The following is a 22,905-nucleotide window of genomic DNA, read 5'->3' on the forward strand; positions in this document are numbered from 1 at the left end:
CCCCCCCCCCCCCCCCCCCCCCCCCCCCCCCCCCCCCCCCCCCCCCCCCCCCCCCCCCCCCCCCCCCCCCCCCCCCCCCCCCCCCCCCCCCCACTCTGCGGGACCACGGGGTCTAGGACGGTCCTGTTGGACAGGCGGCCGGTGGCGGTCGCCCTTCGGGGCGGCCGAGGACCGCAACGCCGACGACTGGAAGGGGACTCCGGTCCGGCCCGGCGTGGCGGTCGTCCTCCGGGGCGGCCGAGGATCGCAACGAGCAGCGTGAGGGCCTTCCGCAGCGCGCGTGCCTGTGGCGGTCGCCCTTCGGGGCGAGCGAGGATCGCAACTACGCACTCGACAACGCGCCCGCCGAGACCGCCCGGGTGGCGGTCGCCCTCCAGAGCCGCTGAGGACCGCAACGGTGAGCACTTGCTCGATGTGACGGCGGTCGCCTGCATATGTCTCAGATCGATCAATTGAGTTGGGGCATCGGTCAGGTTCAGTCTCTTTCGGGCTTTCGTGTGGGGCTGGCGTGGTAGCAGGTCATTCTGTTGGCGGTTGTTGATCGGTGCCGATCAATTGCTGTGATCTGTACGGGGGTTGGCGTCTCGGGGTGCGGGCCCGGTTGTCGGTGGTGCCGTCTAGGGTCGCTGCGACACGGGCTAAACCTGATGCTGTGTCATGTCTGCTGTCTGAAGGGGTGCCGGGATGGCTGGAAGAGGGGCCGCGGTGGAGGCGAGGCGCGGTCTTGCGCGGCGTCGGGGGAACGAGGGCTGGGTGTTCCCGGACCTGGTGGTGGAGGTGTGGGGGCCTCTTGCGTGTTTCACCAGGCCGGAGTTGAAGTCGGAGCGGGTCAGCTACCCGGTGATGACCCCTTCCGCCGCGGTGGGTGTTCTGGAGGCGATCTACTGGAAGCCCGAGTTCCGATATGTGGTGCGGGCGATCGAGGTGCTCAAGCCGGTGCGGTGGATGCAGATCCGGCGCAACGAGGTGAAGTCGGTCGTCACCGCGAAGAAGGTGCAGGAACTGCAGACGGTGCCCGGGGCGCGCTACGACGTCGAGGAGGACCGGGACCAGCGCAACACGGTGGCGCTGACAGATGTGGCGTATCGGATCCGCGCGCAGATCGTCGTGGCCGAGCACGCGAACGCGCCGGAGCAGAAGTTCCGGGAGCAGCTGCGGCGCCGGGTGGACCGGGGCGCGTGTTTCTCGCAGCCGTTCCTGGGGTGCCGGGAGTTCAGCGCGTTCTTCGGCCCGGCTTCGCAGGCGCCGGTGCTCGCCGGGCGCAGTGAGGAGCTGGGGGTGATGCTGCACTCGATCGTCTACACGTCCAAGGGTGAGCGTTACCGGTGGTTCAGGGCGCGGCTGGAGGACGGGGTGATGGAGGTGCCGGACGAGCCGTTGTCCGCTGGGGCGGTGGCGATGCCGTCGGGGCCCTGGCGCGCCGACGGGCAGGAGTGATCCGGTGCTTCTGCAGCGACTGGCCGAGCAGGCCGAGCGGATCACGGACCTGCCGCCCGAGTTCTACCGGCGCCGGCAGATCGACTGGGCACTGGTGGTCACGTCCGGGGGTGCCGCTCCATTTCTGTCCGATCGGCGTCCTCCGGCCAAGTCCCGTGGCCAGGCGGTCGTCGAGGCGGTGCCCTACGTGCAGCGCTCCGGAACGAAAGTGCCGCCGTTCCTGCTGGTGGACACCGCCGAGTTCGTCCTCGCCCGCGCAAGGGGTGCCACCGAGGCGGACGGCCCGAGGGAGAAGGACCTGGCCGAGGCCGTGCGGCGCCACGGCGAGTACCTCGCCCTGCTGCGCCGCTGGGCCGACTCGACGCCCGACGACCCCGCGGCCCGGGCGCTGCTGGACGTCCTCACCCAGGGCATCACCGCGATCGACCTCCCGGCGGAGCTGGACGCCCGGCACACGGTCGCCGTCGTCATGGACGGACAGTGGCTGCACGAGCGGGCCTCAGTGCGGGAGTTGTGGGCGCGCATCGTGCGCGAACGCAAAGGTGCCGGCGGCACCGGGCAGGACCTGTGCCTGGTCTGCGGGCAGGTGGGGGACCTGCTGTCGACGATCCCCGAACCGGTGAAGAAGGGCGCCATCCCTTCCACCGGCGGAAGCAACGAGGCCCAGCTGGTCAGCATCAACTCACCGGCCCAGGGCCGCGGCGGCGCCGTCCAGCTCGTCAACACCCCCGTGTGCGACCGCTGCGGAAGCCGCGCCATGGCCACCCTCAACCGCCTCCTCGCCACCGACACCCACCGCCGCTCCCTTCCGGACGCGGTCCTGATCTGGTGGACGCGCGAGCCCCTGGAACAGCAGCTCATCGACCTCATCGACGACTCGAACCCCGACCCCGCCGCCATCGCCCACCTCATCGACACCCTCCACACCACCCCCGACCCCGCCACCGCCGCCCGCATCGACACCAACGACTTCTACGCCCTCACCCTGGGCCTCAACAACGCCCGCACCGTCGTACGGGAATGGCTCGACGTCCCCCTGGACACCGTCAAAGCCAACCTCGGCGCCTGGTACGAAGACCACGGCGTCTTCGACGGCTGGAACGGCACCACCCGCTACCTGCCGCTGTGGCACCTCGCCCTCGCCGCCGGCCGCCACAACGGCACCCAGTACGTCAAAGGCACCGCCCCCCACGGCATCGAACGCGAACTCCTCCACACCGCCCTGCACCGCACCCCACCCCCCGCCCGCCTGCTCCCGCACCTGCTCCAGCGCATCCGCGCCGACCACCATCTCGACGCCCCGCGCACCGCCCTGCTGCGCCTGACCCTTGCCCGCTCCCACGACCGAACGGACCGCCCGATGCCGCGACTCGACCCCGACAGCACCGACCCCGCCTACCTGTGCGGGCGCGCGTTCGCCGTCCTCGAAGCCGTCCAGGAAGCGGCCCTGCCGGACGTGAAGGCCACGATCGGCGACAAGTTCTTCGGAACCGCGATGACCGCCCCGGCCGCCGTCCTGGCGAACCTGCGCCGAGGCGCCAACGCCCACCTCAAGCGCCTGCGACGTGACAGGAAACCCGCCTACTACGCGCTGGACGCACGGCTGTCGCAGGCATTCGCCGCCTTCACCGACGACCTGCCGACCCACCTGTCACCACGCGAGCAGGCCCGCTTCGTCATCGGCTACGAGCAGCAGCGCACCGCAGACAACCAGGCCCGCGCGGCAGCCAAGGCCGCGAGGGCCGCCCAGGTGGGCAACACCGCCGCCGACCAGACACCCTGACGACCCCACCGAACCCCCTGCAACCCGACCAACACCGCCAGGAGAACACCGCGATGACCGACGTCCACCTCGACCCCGCCCGCAAGCACGACTTCGTGTTCCTGATCGAGGCCACCGACAGCAACCCCAACGGCGACCCCGACGCCGGCGGCAGCCCCCGCACCGACCCCGTCTCCGGCCAGGGCCTCATCACCGATGTCGCCCTCAAGCGCAAGCTCCGCAACACCGTCGCCATGCTCAACCAGCACAACCCCCAGCCGGGTTACGACATCTACGTCGAAGCCGGCGTCGCACTCAACAGCCAGCACGAACGCGCCTACACCGCCCTCGGTGCCAAGACCCAGCAGGCCGACGCACGCACCTGGATGTGCCAGACCTTCTACGACGTCCGCATGTTCGGCGCCGTCATGAGCACCGGCAAGAAGCCCGCCGGCCGTGTCCAGGGCCCCCTCCAGCTCTCCTTCTCCCGTTCCATCGACCCGATCACCCCGATGGAGATCGGCATCACCCGCGTCACCCCCACCCGGCAGGAAGACGTCGACGCCTTCAACAACCCCACCGACGACAAGAAGGGCAAGGAGACCGAGATGGGCACCAAGCACATCGTCCCCTACGCCTTCTACCGCGGAAGCGGACACTTCAGCGCCCCGCTCGCCGCCCGCACCGGCGTCACCCACGACGACCTCGACATGTTCTGGCGAGCCTTCCAGATCATGTTCGAACACGACCGCGCCTCCGCCCGCGGCAGCCTCGCCCTGCGCGGCCTCTACGTCTTCACCCACGACGACGCCTTCGGCCGCGTACCCTCCCACACCCTCTTCGACCGCATCCGCATCAAGCAGCTCGGCGACGCCACCGCCCGGAGCATCACCGACTACGGCTCCATCGAGATCGACGACACCGACCTCACCGACGCCGGCGTCACCCTCACCAAGCTCATCGGATGAACCAACCCCAGCCACGGCCAGGGGACGGTGACCAACCCCAAGTCGCCCTCTCCTGGCTCGAGCACTACACCTACTGCCCCCGCCAGTGCGCCCTCATCGTCCTCGAAGACGCCTTCACCGACGACGCCGCCACCACCCGCGGCACCCTGCTCCACCAACGCGTCGACACCCCGGGCAACCGAGGCCGCGCCACCACCCGCACCCTCCACGCCCTCCCCGTCTGGCACGACGGCCACGGCCTCACCGGAACCTGCGACACCATCGAACTCCACAACGACGGCACCATCCTGCCCATCGAACACAAATCAGGCCGCTACCACCCAGGCGGCCCCGCCGACGTCCAGGCCGCCGCCCAAGCCATCTGCCTACAGCAGATGTTCCAGCGACCCGTACCCCAAGCCGCCGTCTACTCCGCCACCGACCGCCGACGTCACACCATCACCATCACCCCCGAACTCCACCAGCGCGTCCTCACCACCACCCACGCCATCCGCACCCTCCTCACCACCGGCCAACTACCGCCCCCCGCAACCGACAACCGCTGCCGACGCTGCTCCATGGCCACCAGCTGCATCCCCACCATCCTCGCCAACACCCGCCGTTACCGGCAGGCCCTCACCGCCCTCTACACCACCCAAGACGAAAACCTCGCGGACCCATGACCACCGAACTCCTCAACACCCTCTACGTCCAAACCCAAGGCACCGACCTACGCCTTGACCAGGACTCCCTACGCATCCACCTCCCCGACACACCAGGCCGCAAGACCCTCCCCCTACGCCGCCTCGACGCCATCGTCGTCTACGGCCACATCAACCTCTCCACCGAACTCCTCACCCGCTGCGCCCAGGACGGCCGCCCCGTCACCTGGATGACTCGAGCAGGCCGGTTCCAGGCACGACTCGAAGGCCCCGTACGCGGCAACGTCCTCCTGCGCCATCAACAGCACTGCACCCACGCCGATCCGGTCAGGCGCCTGGACATCGCACGCAACACCGTCGCCGGGAAGATCCGCAACAGCCGCTGGATCCTCCTGCGCGCCGCCCGCGACGCCCAGCCCGCCGAGCAGACCCGAATCCGGGAGGCAGCCGCCAGACTCGCCGAGGTACTGCCCGAGACCCAACACGCCGACTTGCTGGACACCTTGATGGGAATCGAAGGAAACGCCGCCCGAACCTACTTCGGCGCACTGCGCGAGGTACACCGTCCCGCAGACGGCATCCCCGCGTTCACCCACCGCAGCCGACGCCCGCCCACCGACCCGGTCAACGCCCTCCTGTCCTTCACCTACGGATTGCTGCGCAACCTCGTCCACGGCGCGATCGAGCAGATCGGACTCGACCCCTACATCGGATTCCTCCACGGCCTGCGACCCGCGAAACCGGCGCTGGCGCTCGACCTCATGGAGGAATTCCGGCCGGTCCTGGCAGACCGCTTCGCGCTCACCCTCCTCAACCGGCGCGAACTCAAGGCCCACCACTTCGACAACCTCGCCGGCGGCGCGGTCAACCTCACCGAAGACGGCCGCAAGGCCGTACTCGCCGCCTGGCAGGACTGGAAGACACAGACCTGGGAACACCCGATCGCAGGACGAGCCGTCCCCGCAGCACTTCTTCCCGTCGTCCAGTGCCGCATCCTCGCCCGCCACATCCGCGGCGACCTGCCCGGCTATCTCCCCTGGACGGCTGCCTGATGGACCTCCTGCTGACCTACGACGTGGACACGACCACGCCAGCGGGCCGCCGCAGGCTCCGAAAAGTCGCCAAACTCTGCGAAGGACACGGACTGCGAGTCCAGAAGTCGGTCTTCGAAATCGTCGCCACCGACATCGACCTCCTGCACCTCATGAACGACATCGGCAAGACCATCGACACGGACACCGACAGCATCAGGATCTACCGGCTCCCGCACAACGGCTTCAACGACGTACAGACCCTCGGAATCGCACAGGTGCAGCCACACCGCGAAGACCTGGTCCTGTGACAGCCACCTCCTTCGGAACCCGAAGTGCACACACGTCACGCGGACCGCACCGAAGCACGATGCCGGAATTATCCAGCTTCTCCGGCAGGTGGCATGCAAGCAATGGGCGCGGGACGAGGAATCCAGCCTGGTCACGTGCCGTGGCGGTCGCTCTCCGGGGCGGCCGAGGATCGCAACACCGGATCGGATGCGACCTCCCAGGCCAGCTACTTGTGGCGGTCGCTCTCCGGGGCGGCCGAGGATCGCAACTCCTGGGCCTCCCAGGGGGCCTCTTGCCGGCCCTCGTGGCGGTCGCTCTCCGGGGCGGCCGAGGATCGCAACGTCGTCACCGCCCGCAGCCGCACCCACCACCCTGCCGTGGCGGTCGCTCTCCGGGGCGGCCGAGGATCGCAACGATCCTCCAGGCCGCGCCGGGCGTGGGCCCCAAGGTGGCGGTCGCCCTCCGGGGCGGCCGAGGATCGCAACGCGTTGACGCTCACGTTGACCACCGGGGCCGCCGCCGTGGCGGTCGCTCTCCGGGGCGGCCGAGGATCGCAACGTCGTCAGCGGAGGTCAGTGCGGGTGCCGCGGCCTGTGGCGGTCGCCCTCCGGGGCGGCCGAGGATCGCAACTCCTTAGGGAAACGGACTCCACCGGGGCCTTCCGGCGTGGCGGTCGCCCTCCGGGGCGGCCGAGGATCGCAACACCGCCGCCCCGGCTCCGCCGTTCGAGCGGACCCAGGTGGCGGTCGCCCTCCGGGGCGGCCGAGGATCGCAACTACTGCGCGAACTGCGACAGCTCCGTCTGCAGCGGGTGGCGGTCGCCCTCCGGGGCGGCCGAGGATCGCAACGACGTCGGCCTGCCCCGGCCGCTCGCCATCGCCTCGTGGCGGTCGCCCTCGGGGGCGGCCGAGGATCGCAACGTGGTGGCCGTGGCGTGGAAGTAGGACGCCGGGAGTGGCGGTCGCCCTCCGGGGCGGCCGAGGATCGCAACGCCAAGACCGGCATGCTCGGCAAAGCGGCTCTCGCCGTGGCGGTCGCCCTCCGGGGCGGCCGAGGATCGCAACGGCTGGACCACCGATCCGGATATCGCGCTGGACGTGGCGGTCGCCCTCCGGGGCGGCCGAGGATCGCAACGACCTCGACCTGGACGACGTCCTGAGGTTCCTGTCCGGTGGCGGTCGCCCTCCGGGGCGGCCGAGGATCGCAACGTCATGGCGGCCGCCGGCGTGGTGGCACTGCCCGGTGGCGGTCGCCCTCCGGGGCGGCCGAGGATCGCAACCCCCAGAGCCCGGCCCGCATGATCCCGGCGACGACGTGGCGGTCGCCCTCCGGGGCGGCCGAGGATCGCAACACCTCCGAGTTCGTCGCCGGCGTCACCGATGCCGAGCGTGGCGGTCGCCCCCCGGGTGGCCGAGGATCGCAGCACATGGTCGTACGCGGTGCGGTCGCTCGCGAGCCCGTGGCGGGTTGCCCTTCGGGACGATCGAGGATTGCAAACTCGTGGGCTACGGGGCCGCGGGGCTGGGCATGCTCGTGGCGGTCGCCCTCCGGGGTGGCCGAGGATCGCAACGGGCGTAATGGCGGGTGATCCGCCAGGATGCAGTCGTAGCGGTTGCCCTCCGGGGCGGCCGAGGATCACAACTCTCAGCGTATGCAGGCAAGTTAAGCACCCCATGGCATGGCGGTCGCATTTCCGGGCGGTAGAAGGTCGCAAGACTGGCGTGCCGAGATCGAATGCAGCGGCGGGTGCCAGCTGCTCGGGTCCTTGTCACACGTGGAGCTGTGCCACAGTGCCTGAGTACGTGCGGAGAGCGGGGTTGACGGCGCGCGGTCGCGGTGGCGGGAGTCAAAGCGAGGGCGGTGGCCCGGGTTGGGAGGCTGGGGATGTCGTGGAGAGTAAGGCGATGGACCAGCGTGCCGCTGGTGAGGGAAACACGGTGGCGGGTTGCTCAGTCAGCTCGTGGCCCGGCGGGCCACACCCGAGAGCGGGAAGCCGCAACCCCGATGGGTTGACGGTCTCCCTGAACGCTGGCTGCTCCCTCCTGACTTTTACAAAACGAGTCGTTTCCCGGAGGTCGGCTGACTTTCACTCAGAAGAACGGATCGCCGCCAGCCCAGTGGCAGGCAAGTTGCAGCCTCGGCCGATGCTTTGGATGAGCAGCGCGCCGGCCTCGCGGCAGCTGGAGCGAGTTGCCCGATCTTCCCTCAGTGCTTTGGGAGTTGGGTGAGGTCGAAGACGGCTGTTACCGGTGCGTGGTCGGACCAGCGTTCGGCGTGGGAGGCGGGGCGCTCGACGTACGCCTTGGTGCAGGTGTCCGCGAGTTTCTGACTGGCCGTCAGGAGATCAATCCTCCAGCGGATAGACGCCTTCTCGAAAGAGGTTCTCGCGTGAGCAGCGTGACGGCGTTGGCACCGGTTCGGGCCGCCGCTGGTTCGCGTGTGTCGGACACGCACGGGGACATGGGCACATGGTGCAGGCGTCGTCGGCGACCGGCGCACGCTCTCGAAGGAGTGAGAGATCGTGGGTTCCTTCGAGGATCTGGACGTCTCGGCGGAGGTCACGCCGTGGAAGCGCGAGGAGTCGGCCGCGTCTAGGTGACCATAGACGAGCGATCGGTCACCAAGGAGAGTGTGAAGGCTAATGTGACGGTGGACCTGCACCCCGATGATAGGGCTCGCAGTGGCAAGCACTGTCCACACATGCAGAGTTCAGGGTAGTTTAAGACGTGTCAGGGGCCGCCCCGTTGGCGCGAAACGGCCCCCAACGGAAATCATGAAGCCTCGGGGCCAGCTACCAGTGGTGCAGGTAAACGGCGATTCCGGCCAGCGCGTGGGCCAACACGGCTGCGTCCTTGCCGTAGACCAGCCAATGCGCGCCCCGAGGCTCGTGGCCCAGGTTGCGCCTGACAGCTTCCCTAACCTTGGTAATCAGTCGCTTCATGATCACCTCCCTTCGCGGAGCGAACGGTGCGCCGTGAAGCACAGTACCAGCTAGCCGGCGGTCGGGTTGGAGCGCTGATGGTTAGTCAAACAACTGAGATGTAGCTCCTGTTCGGAGGTGGGCGACCGTGTTGTGCAGTCAGTGCTGCGGTGGCCGTGTCCTTGCAATAGCCCGACCGTCGATGAGCGATCCCCGCGAGCGCGGGGCCAACAGCGATTCGCCTGTGCGAAGCTGGGCTACCGTGGAGCGATTTCCGCGAGCGCGGTTCCGACATTGCTCATAGCGTATCTACCCAAGATGCCTGTTGACTGGATGCTGGGCCGAGAGAATTGAACACGCAACCTTGAGGCATGAGGAGTTAACACCGCGCGCGCTGCTGGCCGATGGTCCGGGAGTACCTCGTGTGAGTGAGGTCGACCGGTTGAGGCGTGTGGCACCGAGTACCGCTTCGGACGCAACCCCTGCGAGCGCGGCGGGGCCGACGCGTTGACGGGCCGCATGCCCGGCTTGACCTCGGAGCAACTCCCCCCCTCCCCCCCCGCGCGAGCGCGGGGCCGACGCGGCCGCGGGGCACTTCGATGACTCTGGGGAGGAGCAACCCTCGCGAGCGCGGGGCCGACGGCTTCTCGGACGACCCGCAGGCCTCCAACCAGGAGCAACCCCCGCGAGCGCGGGGACGACTCGGGGTCTATGGCGAACAGGGGCGGCTCCTCGGAGCAACCCCCGCGAGCGCGGGGCCGACCTTCCAAGAATGTGCGGCACAAAGTTCACCGTCGAGCACCCCCCGCGAGCGCGGGGACGACCCGAGCTGGTCGAGGGTGGGCGGGATGAGGCCGGAGCAATCCCCGCGAGCGCGGGGACGACCGCCGTACGGCTCTCGGTTACAGTCAGGAGAAGGAGCAACCCCCGCGAGCGCGGGTCCGACCAGCGGCTGCGGTTGGTGACGTTGACGCTCACGGAGCAACCCCCGCGAGCGCGGGGCCGACGCCGCCGAGGCCGCCGAGGTCGCCGAGCAACCCCAGCGAGCGCGGGGCCGACCTTGATCACAATGGTGCTCCTCAATACCGGGGGGAGCAACCCCCGCGAGCGCGGGGCCGACGAGCCCTCGATGCCGGCGCCGGAGATGGAGCTGGAGCAACCCCAGCGAGCGCGGGGCCGACTGGAGGCGGCCGAGCGGGATGCCGCTGCGGACGGAGCACCCCCCGCGAGCGCGGGGCCGACTCGGTGAGGGTGCCGGCGAGATCGAGGTCCTCGGAGCAACCCCCGCGAGCGCGGGGCCGACATGGTGGAGCTCGTGGAGGAGACCGCCCAGGCGGAGCAACCCCCGCGAGCGCGGGGACGACGAGGGCGTGGAAGTCGTCGGCGAGCGACACGGGGAGCAACCCCCGCGAGCGCGGGGACGACCACCCCCGCGCGGCTCGCCGGAGGGGTGGCCTCGAGCAACCCCCGCGAGCGCGGGGACGACAATCGGCCGTAGGTGACCGGTCCCGGGCGCACGGAGCAACCCCCGCGAGCGCGGGGACGACCCCCTGTGCATCACCGTCGGCGACACCACCGTGGAGCAACCCCCGCGAGCGCGGGGACGACCCCCGGGCTCCACGAGCGCCAGGGTGCGCACGAGGAGCAACCCCCGCGAGCGCGGGGACGACGTGTGCGCGCCACCTGCGACAGATGGCCCACGCTGAGCAACCCCCGCGAGCGCGGGGACGACTGTGGTTCAAGTCGCTCGGTGTCTCTGTTCTGGGAGCAACCCCCGCGAGCGCGGGGACGACTCCTCGTCTTCCGGCTCGTGCGTCTGGGTGGGGGAGCAACCCCCGCGAGCGCGGGGACGACAGGTGCTGGGCCATGGTGGTGATCGCGTCGGCCGAGCAACCCCCGCGAGCGCGGGGACGACACGATGACGGCGGCAAGGCTCTGGGCGGTGAAGGAGCAACCCCCGCGAGCGCGGGGACGACGCCGTCAGGGCCATGGCCTCGCGGGCCGTCCGGGAGCAACCCCCGCGAGCGCGGGGACGACCGCCAGCGAGCCATCCTGGACTTCACCGAGTCGGAGCAACCCCCGCGAGCGCGGGGACGACCACGGGCCTCCGCCACCACTGCGGACCACGCCGGAGCAACCCCCGCGAGCGCGGGGACGACCGGTTCAAGGGGCAGGGCGGGTCAGATCGGCTGGAGCAACCCCCGCGAGCGCGGGGACGACCTTTTCCAACGTCATGATGGTTTCTTGGATGAAGAGCAACCCCCGCGAGCGCGGGGACGACTGAGAAATGCACGTGCACATCTCGCCCGTGGAGGAGCAACCCCCGCGAGCGCGGGGACGACACTTGCTGACCTGCGGCGATTGGTGTCAGAGGGCGCCGGTTGATTCAGTTCGATCGGATGGCGGCCCGCCGGGGCAGCTGATGATTGCCGCCATCTCTCTCCTTGCTATGAACCGAGTTGTCAGTGCTGGGTTCTAGACTCCCGAAGCGTACTCGCACATGGAGGTCGGGACGATGGTCGAGGACCGTTGGCAGTGGTACCCGCCCGAGGTCAGGGGTTGGTTGGGTGCCTTGTGGGGCAAGTCCGCGGAGCGGGCCGGCGGGACTGCCAACCTCCTGCTGTCGCACATGCTGGACACTGCCGCGGTGGCCGAGGTGGTCTGGGACCGTTACCTGCCGCAGGTGACGCGGTGGCGTCTGGACGCTCTGGCGGGTGGTGCGGGCAAGGGACGGCGTCTGTTCGCCTGGTTGTGCGGGATCCACGATTGCGGCAAGGCCACGCCGGTGTTTCAGCAGCTCGATGCAGCCGGTGCGGCCGTGGTCCGTCAAGCGGGGCTCAGCTGGGACAAGTATGCGGTGCAAGGAGTGCCTTGGCGGCACGACAGAGCAGGCGCCCGCGTGCTGAGGGCGCTGCTCACCGAAGCGAAGTGGTCGAAGGAGCAGGTCGGCTGGGTGTGGCCGTTGGTCGCCGGCCATCACGGGCTGATCCCGACGTTGGGGCAGCTGAGTCCGCCGAGGAAGAACGAAAAGCTGCAGGGATCCAGCCCGCCTTGGAAGCTCGCACAGGCGGCGCTGGTGGAGGTGTTCACCCGGGAGCTCGGCTACGAGGGCGAGTCAGCGCTTGCTGCCGTCGAACCCGCGTTGGTGCCCAGCCGCGCGGTGCAGCTCCAGCTGTCCGGGTACGTGGTGATGGCGGACTGGATCGCCAGCGACGAGCGGCACTTCACGGGCGAGTCCGATCTGGCGAGGGTGACGATGCCCCAGGCGCGCCAGCGGGCCGCGGCAGCGTGGTCGAGGCTGGAACTGCGCGGTGGGTGGGGAAAGTTGGCGGAGCCGGGCCCTGAGGCGTTCCGAGACCGATTCGACCACGGACCCCGGCCGTCCCAGGAGTTGGTCCTGGACGTGGTGCGTCGGATGGGCGGGCCTGGCCTGGTGATCGTCGAGGCGCCGATGGGGGAGGGGAAGACGAAGGCGGCGTTGGCGGCTGCCGAGTTGATGGCCGCGCGTCACGGTGCGGACGGGGTGTTCCTGGGCATGCCGACCCAGGCGACCGCGGACCCGATGTTCACCCAGGTCCGGTCGTGGCTGCGCAAGGTCGGGGACGGGCTGGAGGACCAGGTCGCGCTGCTGCACGGCAAGCGGATGTTCAACAAGGAGTGGCGCGCCCTGCTGGAGGGCGCGGGGGAGTGGGGACAGGACGCCGACGGCCCCTTCGCGTCGGTGGGCGAAGACGAGTTCGGAATGCGGGCCGACCGCTTCGGCGGCTGCGAGGGCGGCGAACGCAGGGCTCCCGCCGAGTGGTTCCTCGGTCGTCGCCGTGGCCTGCTGAGCCCGTTCGCGGTCGGCACCATCGACCAGCTCCTGTACGCCGCGACCCGCACCAAGCACGTGATGCTCCGGATGGCCGGTTTGGTGGGCAAGGTCGTGATCCTCGACGAGGTCCACGCCGCGGACGTCTACATGTCGCAGTTCCTGCTGGAGGGCCTGTGGTGGCTCGGGCAGGCCGGGGTTCCAGTGGTGCTGCTGTCAGCGACCTTGCCGCCGGACCAGCGGCGCCGTCTGGTCGCCGCCTACCTGGCGGGAACACAGTCGGCGGAGGCCTCGGTGGAGCTGGAACTTCCGGAGCCGCAGGGTTATCCGAGCGTGACGGCGGCCTGGTCGGCACACGGCGGGAAGTTGGCGCTGTTGGTCGAGAGCACCGAATCCTGGCGTGACGACCTCCAGGTGCGGGTCGAGGTGCTCGGTGAACCGTCGACGCTGACCGATTCCCTGACCTCGGGGGACGACGCCGGGCCGGCGGATGCCGCAGTGGTTGACCTCCTGAAGGAGTGCCTGGTCGACGGCGGATGCGTCCTGGTCATCCGCAACACCGTGGCCCGCGCTCAGTCCACGTTCGAGGCCCTCCGCGAGGAGTTCGGCGCTGACGTCCGGCTTCTGCACGGCCGCCTGCACGCAGGCCACCGAGCCGACCGTACGCAGGAGGTACTGAGGCTCCTCGGACCGCCGACCGAAGGGACCGAGCGCCCCGACCGACTGATCGTTGTCGCGACCCAGCTCGCGGAGCAGTCCTTCGATGTCGACGCCGATCTGCTGATCACCGACCTCGCACCGATGGACCTGCTGCTGCAGCGCATCGGACGCCTTCACCGCCATGACGGCGTGAGGCGCCCCCGCCTGCTGTCCCGGCCCACCGTCGTCGTCACCGGTATCCACCTCGGTGACGGTGCGCCGAACATCCTGCCCGCCTCCGAAGGGATCTACGGCCGCTACCTGCTGCTGCGCACGGCGGCCGAGGTCGAGCGGGCGGCGACGGCCGACGAAGGAACGTGGAAGATCCCCGGTGAGGTGCCGGATCTGGTCGCCCGCGTGTACGGCACCGACGCCCTCGTCCCCGCCTCCTGGATCGAGGCGGAGGATGATGCACGGCAGGTGTGGAAGAAACGACAGAACGAGCGCCGCGACGCGGCCGTCGAGTACCTGCTGACCCGCACCGGGGAACACGGGTCGCAGACCCTGGCCGGCCTCCATTACGGAAGCCACGGCAGCCTGACGGAGGGGCAGTTCGAAGCGCTCGTCCGCGACGGGGACCGGAGCGTGGAGGTCGTCTTGGTAGGCCGCACCGCGGATGCTTTGCGTGCGATGACGGGCCGAAAGCTCGGCCCCAACGGGACGGTCGCGGCCGAGCTGGTGGACGATGTGCTCTCCGGGACGGTGCGTCTCCCCACCAAGCTGACCGTGGCGGCCGAGCAGGAGCTCGGTCCGTTGTCGGGCTGGCGCGACCATCCGTGGCTGCGACACAGCCTGGCCCTCGAGCTCGACGAGCACGGCGCCGCGGTCATCGGCGACTTCCGGCTGCGCTACGACGACCTGCTCGGCCTCGTGGTGAGCGGAGCTCACCCGTACCGGTAGAGCGCATGGGCGGAACGGACGCAGTGCCGTTCCGCCCACACGACCCCCACCCCCGCGAGCGCGGGGCCGACTTGCCGCCGAGGCCGGCCGGCAAACACGGCCAGGGGCCATCCCCGCGTACCAACCTGCGGGACCGAGGGGCAATTCAAGCATTCACCCCACAACAGGCATCCGCCGGTGCCACGATGAACCAGCGACAAGCTAAACATGGCTAGTTGGGAGAACAGCGCGTGCCTGGGTACAACCTTGTCGACGAACCGTGGCTGACGGTACGCCCCGTCGGAGGCGGGCCTCCCGTGAAGCTGGGGATCGCCGAGGCCTTGGCCCGGGCCCACGAGCTCGAGGGCGTCGTGGTCGAGTTCTCCACCCAGCTCCCGGCCGTCCTGCGCCAGGTCCTGCTGCCCGTTGTCGCCCACGCCACCGGCGTACCCCAGGATCTCCAGGAGAAGGGCGAACGGCTGGCCCGGAAAGGCGGGTTCACGACGGACGAGCTGGACAAGAAGCTCCTGCCCTACCTCGCCGAGCATCACGCGAAGTTCGACCTCTTCGATCCCGAGGCGCCGTTCGGTCAGGTCGCCGGGCTGCACACCGCCAAAGGCGAGACGAAGGGCTCCGCCGCCCTCGTGGTGACCGCAGCGAGCGGCAACAACGTCCCGCTGTTCGCCAGCCGCACCGACGCGGACCCGCTCGATCTGACACCGGCCCAGGCTGCCCACTGGCTCGTACACGCCCACTGCTGGGACACGGCGGCGATCAAGACCGGGGTCGTCGGCGACGACCAGGTCAAGGCGGGCAAGACGACCGGCAACCCCACCGGCCCGCTCGGCCAGCTCGGTGTCATCATCCCCACCGGGCGCACCCTGTACGAGACCCTCCTGCTGAACCTCCCGCTCACCCCGCCCGACAACCTCGGCGTCCCGCAGTGGCTGCAGGGCCCGCACCAACCCGCGTGGAAGCCCCGCAAGGCCAACGGCCTCCTCGACCTGTGGACGTGGCAGGCCCGGCGGATCAGGCTCATCCCGCACCGGGACGAGAGCGGGCAGCTGAGGGTCGCCCGGGTGGTGATCAGCGCCGGCGACCGCCTGACGTCCGTGCCCGAGAGGGAGCCTCACACCGCCTGGACCTTCGCCGCGCCGGCGAAGAAGCCCGTCAAGAAGTCCGCCTCAGCCCCTCCCGAGCGCAGGCCCCGCCGTCACAGCCAGGGCAAGGCTGCCTGGCGCGGCCTGGAAGCCCTCCTCGCACCCACCCGCCGGAGCTCCGACGGCGCCTTCGAGACCAGCATCCTGCTCGACGAGGTCAGCGCCCTGCAAGAGGACGACCAACTCCCCGCCGACTACCCGCTGCAGGTCGAGATCTTCGGGATGGTCTACGGCACCCAGTCCTCCGTCGTCGAGGACGTCATCCACGACACCATCCCCCTGCCACTGCTCGCTCTCCACCAGGAAAGCGAAGCCCACCAGCTGCTCCTGGACGTCGCCGAGCAGGCGGAACGGCTTGCCCAGGCCGTCAACAACCTCTCCGCCGACCTGCGCCGGGCCGCCGGAACCGACCCCATCCCCTGGGACAAGGGCCAGCGCCCCGGCGAATTCCTCCTGCACGCCCTCGACCCCTTGGTGCGCCGCCTGCTCGCCGGCGTACGCGACGCCGGCACCGACGACGACGTCCTGGGGAAAGGCCGGCTCGCCTGGGAGCAACTCGCCCACCGCCACGCGTGGAACGTGGCGAACGCGCTCCTCCTGGCCGCACCCGCCACCACGTTCGGCGGCCGCACCCTCGACCAGCCTGGAAAGGCGGGCAAGACACAGACCTACCGGCTCGGCACGGCCGGCGCCAACTTCCGACGAACGGTCAAGGAGATCCTGCCCCGCCACGCCGACGCCGTACGGGCAGCCGCTGCCGCCCGGGCAGCCGAGACGGGACCCTCCATCGACTCCGACCCCGCCCCTGGAGCGGACTTTGACTACTGAACACTCCACCGCCGCCCAACCGCGCCGGTACTGGGACCAGTTCACCGCCCACGACCACACCTGGCGCATCGACCCCCGCACCAAGCAACCACGCCGACCGTCCGGAGAGGACCTCGCGGCGCTGCGCTCCGGCCTCGGGCGCCCCGTCATGGACAGTCCCAAGATGTGGCCGCTCTACAGCTGCGAGGTCAACGACTTCCTCGCGCTTCGCGACGAGGTCTCCGACGAGCAGAAGGCCGAGCACGCCGCCCTGGCCCTCTACGGCCTGCACCAGCAGAGCCAGTCCGCGCCGATGCACCGCCGCGGCGTCAAACTGGGTCAGGCGCTTCGAGCCCTGCGCCGCAGTGGCAAGTTCAGCGAGGAGGCACTCGACACCCGAGTCGCCCAACTCGCCAATGCCACCAGCGTGTCCGCGCTGCTGGTCCACCTGCGTGGCCTGATCGCCCAACTCCGCTCCGTCGGGCAGCCGTTGGACTACAACCACCTGATGGCCGACATCCTGGCCTGGCACCACACCGACCGGCGCCCGCAGGTCCGCCTCAAGTGGGCCATCGGTTATCAGTCGTGGAAGGACCAGGCACCTGCCGTGTGATCCGCACTCCGGCACATCCATCACCACCGGCACCACCATCCTTCGAGGAGAAGCGCATGACCGACCGGCTCTATGTAGACGTGCACATCCTGCAGACCGTCCCCCCGGCCAACCTCAACCGCGACGACAGCGGCAACCCCAAGGAGGCCTACTTCGGCGGAAAGCGCCGCTCCCGCGTCTCGTCCCAGGCTTGGAAGCGCGCCACCCGCATCCACTTCGCCGAGAGCCGCGACCCGCAGGATCTCGCCACCCGAACCAAGCGGATCGCCGCCCAACTGGCCAAGGGCATCGCCGAGCGCACCGGCGTCGCGGCCGAGGACGCCCAGCGGATCGCCGACGCCCTGATCAAGTCGACCGGGATCTCCGCCGGCAAGAAGGATGGCGACACCGCCTACCTCCTCTTCTACGGGCGCCGCCAACTGGACGGCATCGTCGACCTGGTCGCGGACACCGCCACCGACCTCGCCACCCTCGACGCCAAGGCCCTCGACGAGGCCGTCAAGGCTTTGCCGGTCAAGGACCAGTTGCAGACCGGACACCCCGCCGATGTCGCGCTCTTCGGCCGCATGGTCGCCGACATCCCCGGCCTGAATGTCGACGCCGCCACCCAGGTTGCCCACGCCATCTCCACCCACGCCGCCGAACTCGAGTTCGACTACTACACGGCAGTCGACGACGAGAACACCGCCGAGGAGACCGGCGCCGGCATGATCGGCACCATCGGCTTCAACTCCGCCACGCTGTACCGCTACGCCACCGTCGGCCTGCACCAGCTGCGCAGCAACCTCGGCGACGACAAGGCCGCTGTCGACGCCGTCGACCTGTTCGTCGACTCCTTCGCCCGCTCCATGCCCACCGGCTATGGCAACTCCTTCGCCCACCGCACCCGCCCCAGCCTGGTGGCCGTCGTCGTCCGCGCCGACCAGCCCGTGAACCTCGTCTCCGCGTACGAGAACGCCGTCCCGGCCGGCCGGGGCATCGTCGCCGAGTCCGCGCGCCGCCTTGCCGTGGAGTTCGCCACCGCCACCGAGCAGTGGGGCGACACCCCGCTGTACGTCGGCATCTGCCACACCCTCGGCACCGACACGGACGCCGACCAGACCGGGCAGAAGCTGGCGGAGGCGTTCGGCACCAACCGCACCTTCACCGATCTGCGCGACGGCCTGCGAACCGTGCTCACCGAGCGGGTGAACGACAACTGATGTCCGCCGACCCCACCCACGCACCGGCCCCGGAGCAGGCGGTCCTCGTACTGCGCCTGGCCGCTCCGCTCCAGTCCTGGGGCGAGCGCAGCGCCTTCAACCGCCGTGACACGCCGCCCCAGCCGACCAAGTCCGGAGTTGTCGGACTGCTCGCCGCCGCGGCGGGATACCCGCGGGAGGCGGACCTCACCGACTTGGTCGGGCTGCGCCTGGGTGTGCGCATCGACCAGCCCGGAACGTTGCTGCGCGACTACCACACCGTCAGCGACTACCGGGGTCGGCCACTGCCGCAGGCCGGCGTCAACGCCAAGGGCGTCCAGAAGTCGACCTCCCCGGCCAAGGACACCCACGTCACCCACCGGTACTACCTGCAGGACGCGGTGTTCACCGCCGCGGTCCAGGGCCCAGCCGCTCTCGTCACGACGCTGGCCGAGGCGATCCGCCGCCCCGCCTTCCCGCTGGCCCTCGGCCGGAGATCCTGCGTCCCTACCCAGCCGATCGCCCTCGGCGAGGTGCGCGACGCCACCCTGGAGGACGTCCTGGCAGAGGAGCCGTGGCAGGCGGGCGAAGCCGCGAGGAACGCCTACCGCCGGCACGCGCAGCGGGGTCCGGAGCCGTTCTCCCCGCACCGGATCGACCTCGCCGCGACCTTCGACGACCCCTCGGGTGACGACACCCTGCAGGACGTCCCGCGCTCCTTCTCGCCCCGCGAACGCGCCTTCTCCACCCGGCGCATCCGCCACACCTGGCTCAACGTCCCCACCGGTCTCGACTCGTCCGCCGCAACTACGCAACCGGCCGCCGCAGCCGGCAGCCATGACCCGTTCGCCCTGCTGGGCTGGTGACCAGATGACCTACCTCTCACGTGTCCGCATCAACCCCCTGCGCGCCGCCAGCCGCAACCTGCTCGCCAACCCCCGGGCCCTGCACGGCGCCGTGATGGCGGGCATCCCTGACACCGCCCCCGGCGACCGGATCCTGTGGCGCCTGGACGCCGACCACCCGCGTCGCCCCATGCTGCTCGTTCTCACCCCCTCCAAGCCGGACTGGACCCACATCGTCGAACAGGCCGGGTGGCCCGACGCCGAAGGCGAGCACTACGCGATCCGCGACTACAGCCCGCTGATCGCCCAGCTCGCCGTCGGCCGCGAGTTCGCCTTCCGGCTCAAGGCCAGCCCCGTCCAGAACACCTCCAAGCCCGACAAGGCGAGCCCGCACCGCACCAAGACCGCTGCGGAGCTCCACCACCGCTCGTACCGCATGGCCCACCGCACTGCCGCCCAGCAGCTCACCTGGTTCCTGGACCGCACCGCCCGGTGGGGCTTCACCATCCCCGAGGCCCGGACCGACCACCCCGCGCCGGGCCTCGAACCATCTACCGCAGATACCCCGGTCGGCGCCCCGCCCGCCCGGGAGGCGAGGATCACCGACCGCAGCCGCAGCACCTTCACCAAGCCCGGCACCCGCACCCCCGTCACCCTCACCACCGCCACCTTTGAAGGCCACCTGCGCATCACCGACCCCGGCCTCCTGCAGGCGGCACTCCTGGGCGGTATCGGCCCCTCCAAGGCCTACGGCTGCGGCCTGCTCACCCTCGCCCCGCTCCCGACCGGAGCCCGCTGACCGATGGCCGACATCTGGTGGAAGGCCCACCCGCACGACCTGCACCGCCTCGCAGACCGCGTCTCCAGCGTCTACGTCGAGCGCAGCCACATCGACCGCGACGAGAACGCCGTCGTCGTCATCAACAAACGCGAGACCGTCCGCGTCCCCGCTGCCATGGTCGCGGTCATGCTCCTCGGCCCCGGGACCCGCATCACCCACGGCGCCGTCAACCTCCTCGCCGACTCCGGCACCACCGTGTGCTGGGTCGGCGAGCAAGGCGTGCGTATGTACGCCGCCGGGCTCGGCCCAAGTCGCGGCGCGGGCCTCCTCAACCGTCAGGCGTGGCTGGTCAGCCGTACCAAGGAACGCCTGGCCGTCGCTCGGAACATGTACCGCATGCGGTTCCCCGGCGAGGACGTCGGCACCGCCACCATGCAACAGCTGCGTGGCCGTGAGGGTGCCCGTATCCGCAAGCTCTACCAGGCCGAATCACGGCGAACCGGCGTCCCCTGGAACGGCCGCGTCTACAAGGCCGGTGACGCCTACGCCGCGGGCGACGACCTCAACCGCCTTCTGTCGGCGGCCAACGCCGCGCTCTACGGGATCTGCCACGCGGTCATCACCGGCTTGGGGGTCAGCCCCGGCCTCGGCTTCGTCCATACCGGACTGGCGACGTCGTTCGTCCTCGACATCGCCGACCTCTACAAGGCCGAGTACACCATCCCCCTTGCCTTTGACCTCGCCCAGCAGGGCCACACCGAGGAACGCGACGCCCGTCTCGGCCTGCGCGACCGCATCGCCCAGGACAAGCTGCTCGGGCGTATCGTCCACGACGTCAAGACCCTCCTCAGTCCGGACGGCACCGACATGCCCGACGTCGAGGTCAACGAACTCTGGGATGAACGCGTGGGCGCAGTACAGGGCGGTGTCAACTGGTCGGGCACCGAGGGCACACCGACGCCTTCCATATCCGACCCCGGTATGGGCGACGAACACCTGGCCATCATCGGCCCGGAGTTCACCCAGGACACGAGCAACCCGTGACCGTCATCATCCTCATCGCAGCTCCCGAAGGCCTGCGCGGCCACCTCACCCGATGGATGGTCGAGGTCAACGCCGGCGTCTTCGTCGGCACCCCCAGCCGTCGCATCCGAGACCGCCTCTGGGACCTCCTCGCCACCCGCATCGGCGACGGCCAAGCCGTCCTCGTCGAACCTGCCACCAACGAACAAGGCTGGACCGTCCGCACCGCCGGCAAGGACCGCTGGAAGCCTGTCGACTTCGACGGACTGATTCTCTCGGCCCGCAATCGCCGCTAAACCCGGAGGTCACGAAGTGTCGGCCCCGCACGCGCGGGGATTGCTCCTGGCCCCTCCTTGCCCGTGACGTGTACGAGGCGTCGGCCCCGCACGCGCGGGGATTGCTCCGGTCGCAGTGACCGTTCGGCGGACGGACGGTCGTCGGCCCCGCACGCGCGGGGATTGCTCCTCGGGCAGCAGCTCCGCGGTGAGGGCCTCGATGTCGGCCCCGCACGCGCGGGGATTGCTCCTCGGGCAGCAGCTCCGCGGTGAGGGCCTCGATGTCGGCCCCGCACGCGCGGGGATTGCTCGATCAGCCCCAGGAGCAGGGCGGCCCATCCACCGTCGGCCCCGCACGCGCGGGGATTGCTCCCGAGCGGCGGCATCTGGCCTGGCGCTCTCCGCGTCGGCCCCGCACGCGCGGGGATTGCTCGATGCTGGTCGGCGTCCTGATCGGGGTCTTCCTGTCGGCCCCGCACGCGCGGGGATTGCTCCCGCGATGACGGTCTGCAGCTCGGCCTGTGTCCGTCGGCCCCGCACGCGCGGGGATTGCTCCGCGAGTTGTACGACGCCGGGTTCGGCCAGGTAGTCGGCCCCGCACGCGCGGGGATTGCTCCATCCGCGACGCGGACGCCACCGGGGCCGACTTCTGCTGCAGGGCCTCAGTTCGTCAGGCTGGAGAGCAACCCGCGAGCGCGGGCCCGACCACATGGACACCACCCGGCGCTGGGGACCGCGGGAGCAACTCCCGCGAGCGCGGGGTCGATCGGTGAGTAGGCGGCCATCGACTGGTCGAGGTGGACCAACCCCCGCGAGCGCGGGGTCGATTTTCCGGACCCTGAACCATCGCTGGGGGTCCGGGAGCAACCCCCGCGAGCGCGGGGTCGATCCGTTCTCGGAGCGCACGGCGGTCAGGTACTCCGAGCAACCCCCGCGAGCGCGGGGTCGATGCTGCGGAACAGCACGGCGGATCTTCTGGGCGAGAGCAACCCCCGCGAGCGCGGGGTCGATCCGCCGCATGCCCAGACCACCCCGAGGAGACCGGAGCAACCCCCGCGAGCGCGGGGTCGATCCCGAGATCGGCCCGTAGGCGGCCGCACAGCGAGAGCAACCCCCGCGAGCGCGGGGTCGATTCTCCTCTCCAACTCCGAGGAGTACAGCCGAAGGAGCAACCCCCGCGATCGCGGGGTCGATAGGGCGTGCTGGTCGGGGTCGGTGAGGTCGAGGGAGCAACCCCCGCGAGCGCGGGGTCGATAAGGGCTGGATGCCCGGCCCCGGCTGGCACGTCGAGCAACCCCCGCGAGCGCAGGGTCGATTCCGCACGGGCCCGGTCCAGGGTCCACAGACCGGAGCAACCCCCGCGAGCGCGGGGTCGATTCCGCCTGGATGGCGTCGAGGTCGAGGGGCTGGGAGCAACCCCCGCGAGCGCGGGGTCGATCGCGCATGCCGAGCACTGGCCGACGCCATCGCCGAGCAACCCCCGCGAGCGCGGGGTCGATAGTGCACGGTGGCCTTCTGGTAGCCCCAGCTCGGAGCAACCCCCGCGAGCGCGGGGTCGATGCTTGCTGACCTGCGGCGATTGGTGTCAGAGGGGGCGGGTTGATTCAGTGCGATCGTGTGGCAGCCCGTAGGGGAGGTGGCGCATTGTCGTCATCTCTCCATCCTCCGAGGCGAGTTGTCAGTGCCGTGTCCTGCGCTCTCGAAGCGTACTCGCACGTGGAGGTCGGGCGATGGATGAGGGCTGCGGGCAGTCGGCCGACCGCCCCCGGGTTGGCGGGGTT

At 70.2% G+C, this 22,905-nt stretch carries 15 protein-coding genes and 3 CRISPR repeat arrays; of the genes, 14 read left to right on the forward strand and 1 reads right to left on the reverse strand.

Annotated elements, in window-relative coordinates:
• Positions 1-753: 753 nt before the first annotated feature.
• From cas5c to cas2, 6 genes are read left to right on the forward strand one after another with little or no spacing between them, the layout of a single operon-like run.
• Positions 754-1,437, forward strand: a complete 684-nt coding sequence (gene cas5c, locus ACZ4W5_RS20695; RefSeq protein WP_465656039.1) for a type I-C CRISPR-associated protein Cas5c — start codon at positions 754-756, stop codon at positions 1,435-1,437.
• A 4-nt stretch (positions 1,438-1,441) separates the two neighbouring features.
• On the forward strand, positions 1,442-3,220 hold the full coding sequence (cas8c, locus tag ACZ4W5_RS20700; RefSeq protein WP_465656040.1) for a type I-C CRISPR-associated protein Cas8c/Csd1: 1,779 nt from the start codon (positions 1,442-1,444) through the stop codon (positions 3,218-3,220).
• A 53-nt stretch (positions 3,221-3,273) separates the two neighbouring features.
• The gene (gene cas7c / locus ACZ4W5_RS20705) at positions 3,274-4,167 is read left to right on the forward strand and encodes a type I-C CRISPR-associated protein Cas7/Csd2 (protein WP_465656042.1); all 894 of its coding nucleotides are present in this window, start codon (positions 3,274-3,276) and stop codon (positions 4,165-4,167) included.
• Positions 4,164-4,829 (forward strand): CRISPR-associated protein Cas4, encoded by a 666-nt coding sequence (gene cas4, locus ACZ4W5_RS20710; protein ID WP_465656043.1) that lies wholly within the window; start codon positions 4,164-4,166, stop codon positions 4,827-4,829. Before cas7c ends, cas4 begins: the two co-directional genes overlap by 4 nt.
• Positions 4,826-5,860 carry a type I-C CRISPR-associated endonuclease Cas1c gene (cas1c, locus tag ACZ4W5_RS20715; protein WP_465656044.1) on the forward strand — a complete coding sequence of 345 codons (1,035 nt, stop codon included), beginning with the start codon at positions 4,826-4,828 and terminating at the stop codon, positions 5,858-5,860. Before cas4 ends, cas1c begins: the two co-directional genes overlap by 4 nt.
• Positions 5,860-6,150 carry a CRISPR-associated endonuclease Cas2 gene (cas2, locus tag ACZ4W5_RS20720; protein ID WP_465656045.1) on the forward strand — a complete coding sequence of 97 codons (291 nt, stop codon included), beginning with the start codon at positions 5,860-5,862 and terminating at the stop codon, positions 6,148-6,150. The genes cas1c and cas2 overlap by 1 nt, the downstream gene beginning before the upstream one ends.
• A 140-nt stretch (positions 6,151-6,290) precedes the next feature.
• Positions 6,291-7,482: a CRISPR direct-repeat array (repeat unit 37 nt; unit sequence GTGGCGGTCGCCCTCCGGGGCGGCCGAGGATCGCAAC).
• Positions 7,483-8,921: 1,439 nt separating this feature from the next.
• Here cas2 and ACZ4W5_RS20725 read toward each other — a convergent pair.
• Positions 8,922-9,071 (reverse strand): hypothetical protein, encoded by a 150-nt coding sequence (locus tag ACZ4W5_RS20725; protein ID WP_465656047.1) that lies wholly within the window; start codon positions 9,069-9,071, stop codon positions 8,922-8,924.
• A 592-nt stretch (positions 9,072-9,663) separates the two neighbouring features.
• Positions 9,664-11,392: a CRISPR direct-repeat array (repeat unit 28 nt; unit sequence GAGCAACCCCCGCGAGCGCGGGGACGAC).
• 173 nt (positions 11,393-11,565) lie between these two features.
• Between ACZ4W5_RS20725 and cas3 the strand changes: the two genes are divergently transcribed.
• The 8 genes from cas3 (at position 11,566) to cas2e (ending at position 21,145) form a co-directional block, all read left to right on the forward strand.
• Positions 11,566-14,460 carry a CRISPR-associated helicase Cas3' gene (gene cas3 / locus ACZ4W5_RS20730; protein ID WP_465656048.1) on the forward strand — a complete coding sequence of 965 codons (2,895 nt, stop codon included), beginning with the start codon at positions 11,566-11,568 and terminating at the stop codon, positions 14,458-14,460.
• Positions 14,461-14,690: 230 nt separating this feature from the next.
• Positions 14,691-16,427, forward strand: coding sequence for a type I-E CRISPR-associated protein Cse1/CasA (gene casA, locus ACZ4W5_RS20735; protein WP_465656049.1), 1,737 nt, complete (start codon positions 14,691-14,693; stop codon positions 16,425-16,427).
• The gene (casB, locus tag ACZ4W5_RS20740) at positions 16,417-17,019 is read left to right on the forward strand and encodes a type I-E CRISPR-associated protein Cse2/CasB (protein ID WP_465656050.1); all 603 of its coding nucleotides are present in this window, start codon (positions 16,417-16,419) and stop codon (positions 17,017-17,019) included. Before casA ends, casB begins: the two co-directional genes overlap by 11 nt.
• Before the next feature lie 56 nt (positions 17,020-17,075).
• Entirely contained in the window at positions 17,076-18,221 is a 1,146-nt protein-coding gene (cas7e, locus tag ACZ4W5_RS20745) for a type I-E CRISPR-associated protein Cas7/Cse4/CasC (RefSeq protein WP_465656052.1), read from the forward strand.
• The gene (cas5e, locus tag ACZ4W5_RS20750; RefSeq protein ID WP_465656053.1) at positions 18,221-19,066 is read left to right on the forward strand and encodes a type I-E CRISPR-associated protein Cas5/CasD; all 846 of its coding nucleotides are present in this window, start codon (positions 18,221-18,223) and stop codon (positions 19,064-19,066) included. Before cas7e ends, cas5e begins: the two co-directional genes overlap by 1 nt.
• A 4-nt stretch (positions 19,067-19,070) precedes the next feature.
• Complete coding sequence (gene cas6e / locus ACZ4W5_RS20755) at positions 19,071-19,844, forward strand: type I-E CRISPR-associated protein Cas6/Cse3/CasE (RefSeq protein ID WP_465656054.1); 774 nt, start codon at positions 19,071-19,073, stop codon at positions 19,842-19,844.
• Between the two features lie 3 nt (positions 19,845-19,847).
• Positions 19,848-20,870: a type I-E CRISPR-associated endonuclease Cas1e gene (cas1e, locus tag ACZ4W5_RS20760; protein ID WP_465656056.1), complete on the forward strand. Its 1,023-nt coding sequence runs from the start codon at positions 19,848-19,850 to the stop codon at positions 20,868-20,870.
• Positions 20,867-21,145 carry a type I-E CRISPR-associated endoribonuclease Cas2e gene (gene cas2e, locus ACZ4W5_RS20765; protein ID WP_465656057.1) on the forward strand — a complete coding sequence of 93 codons (279 nt, stop codon included), beginning with the start codon at positions 20,867-20,869 and terminating at the stop codon, positions 21,143-21,145. Before cas1e ends, cas2e begins: the two co-directional genes overlap by 4 nt.
• A 718-nt stretch (positions 21,146-21,863) precedes the next feature.
• Positions 21,864-22,684: direct repeats of the CRISPR family, unit length 28 nt; unit sequence GAGCAACCCCCGCGAGCGCGGGGTCGAT.
• Positions 22,685-22,905: the final 221 nt, after the last annotated feature.

The organism is Kitasatospora sp. NPDC029367, from assembly GCF_055569135.1.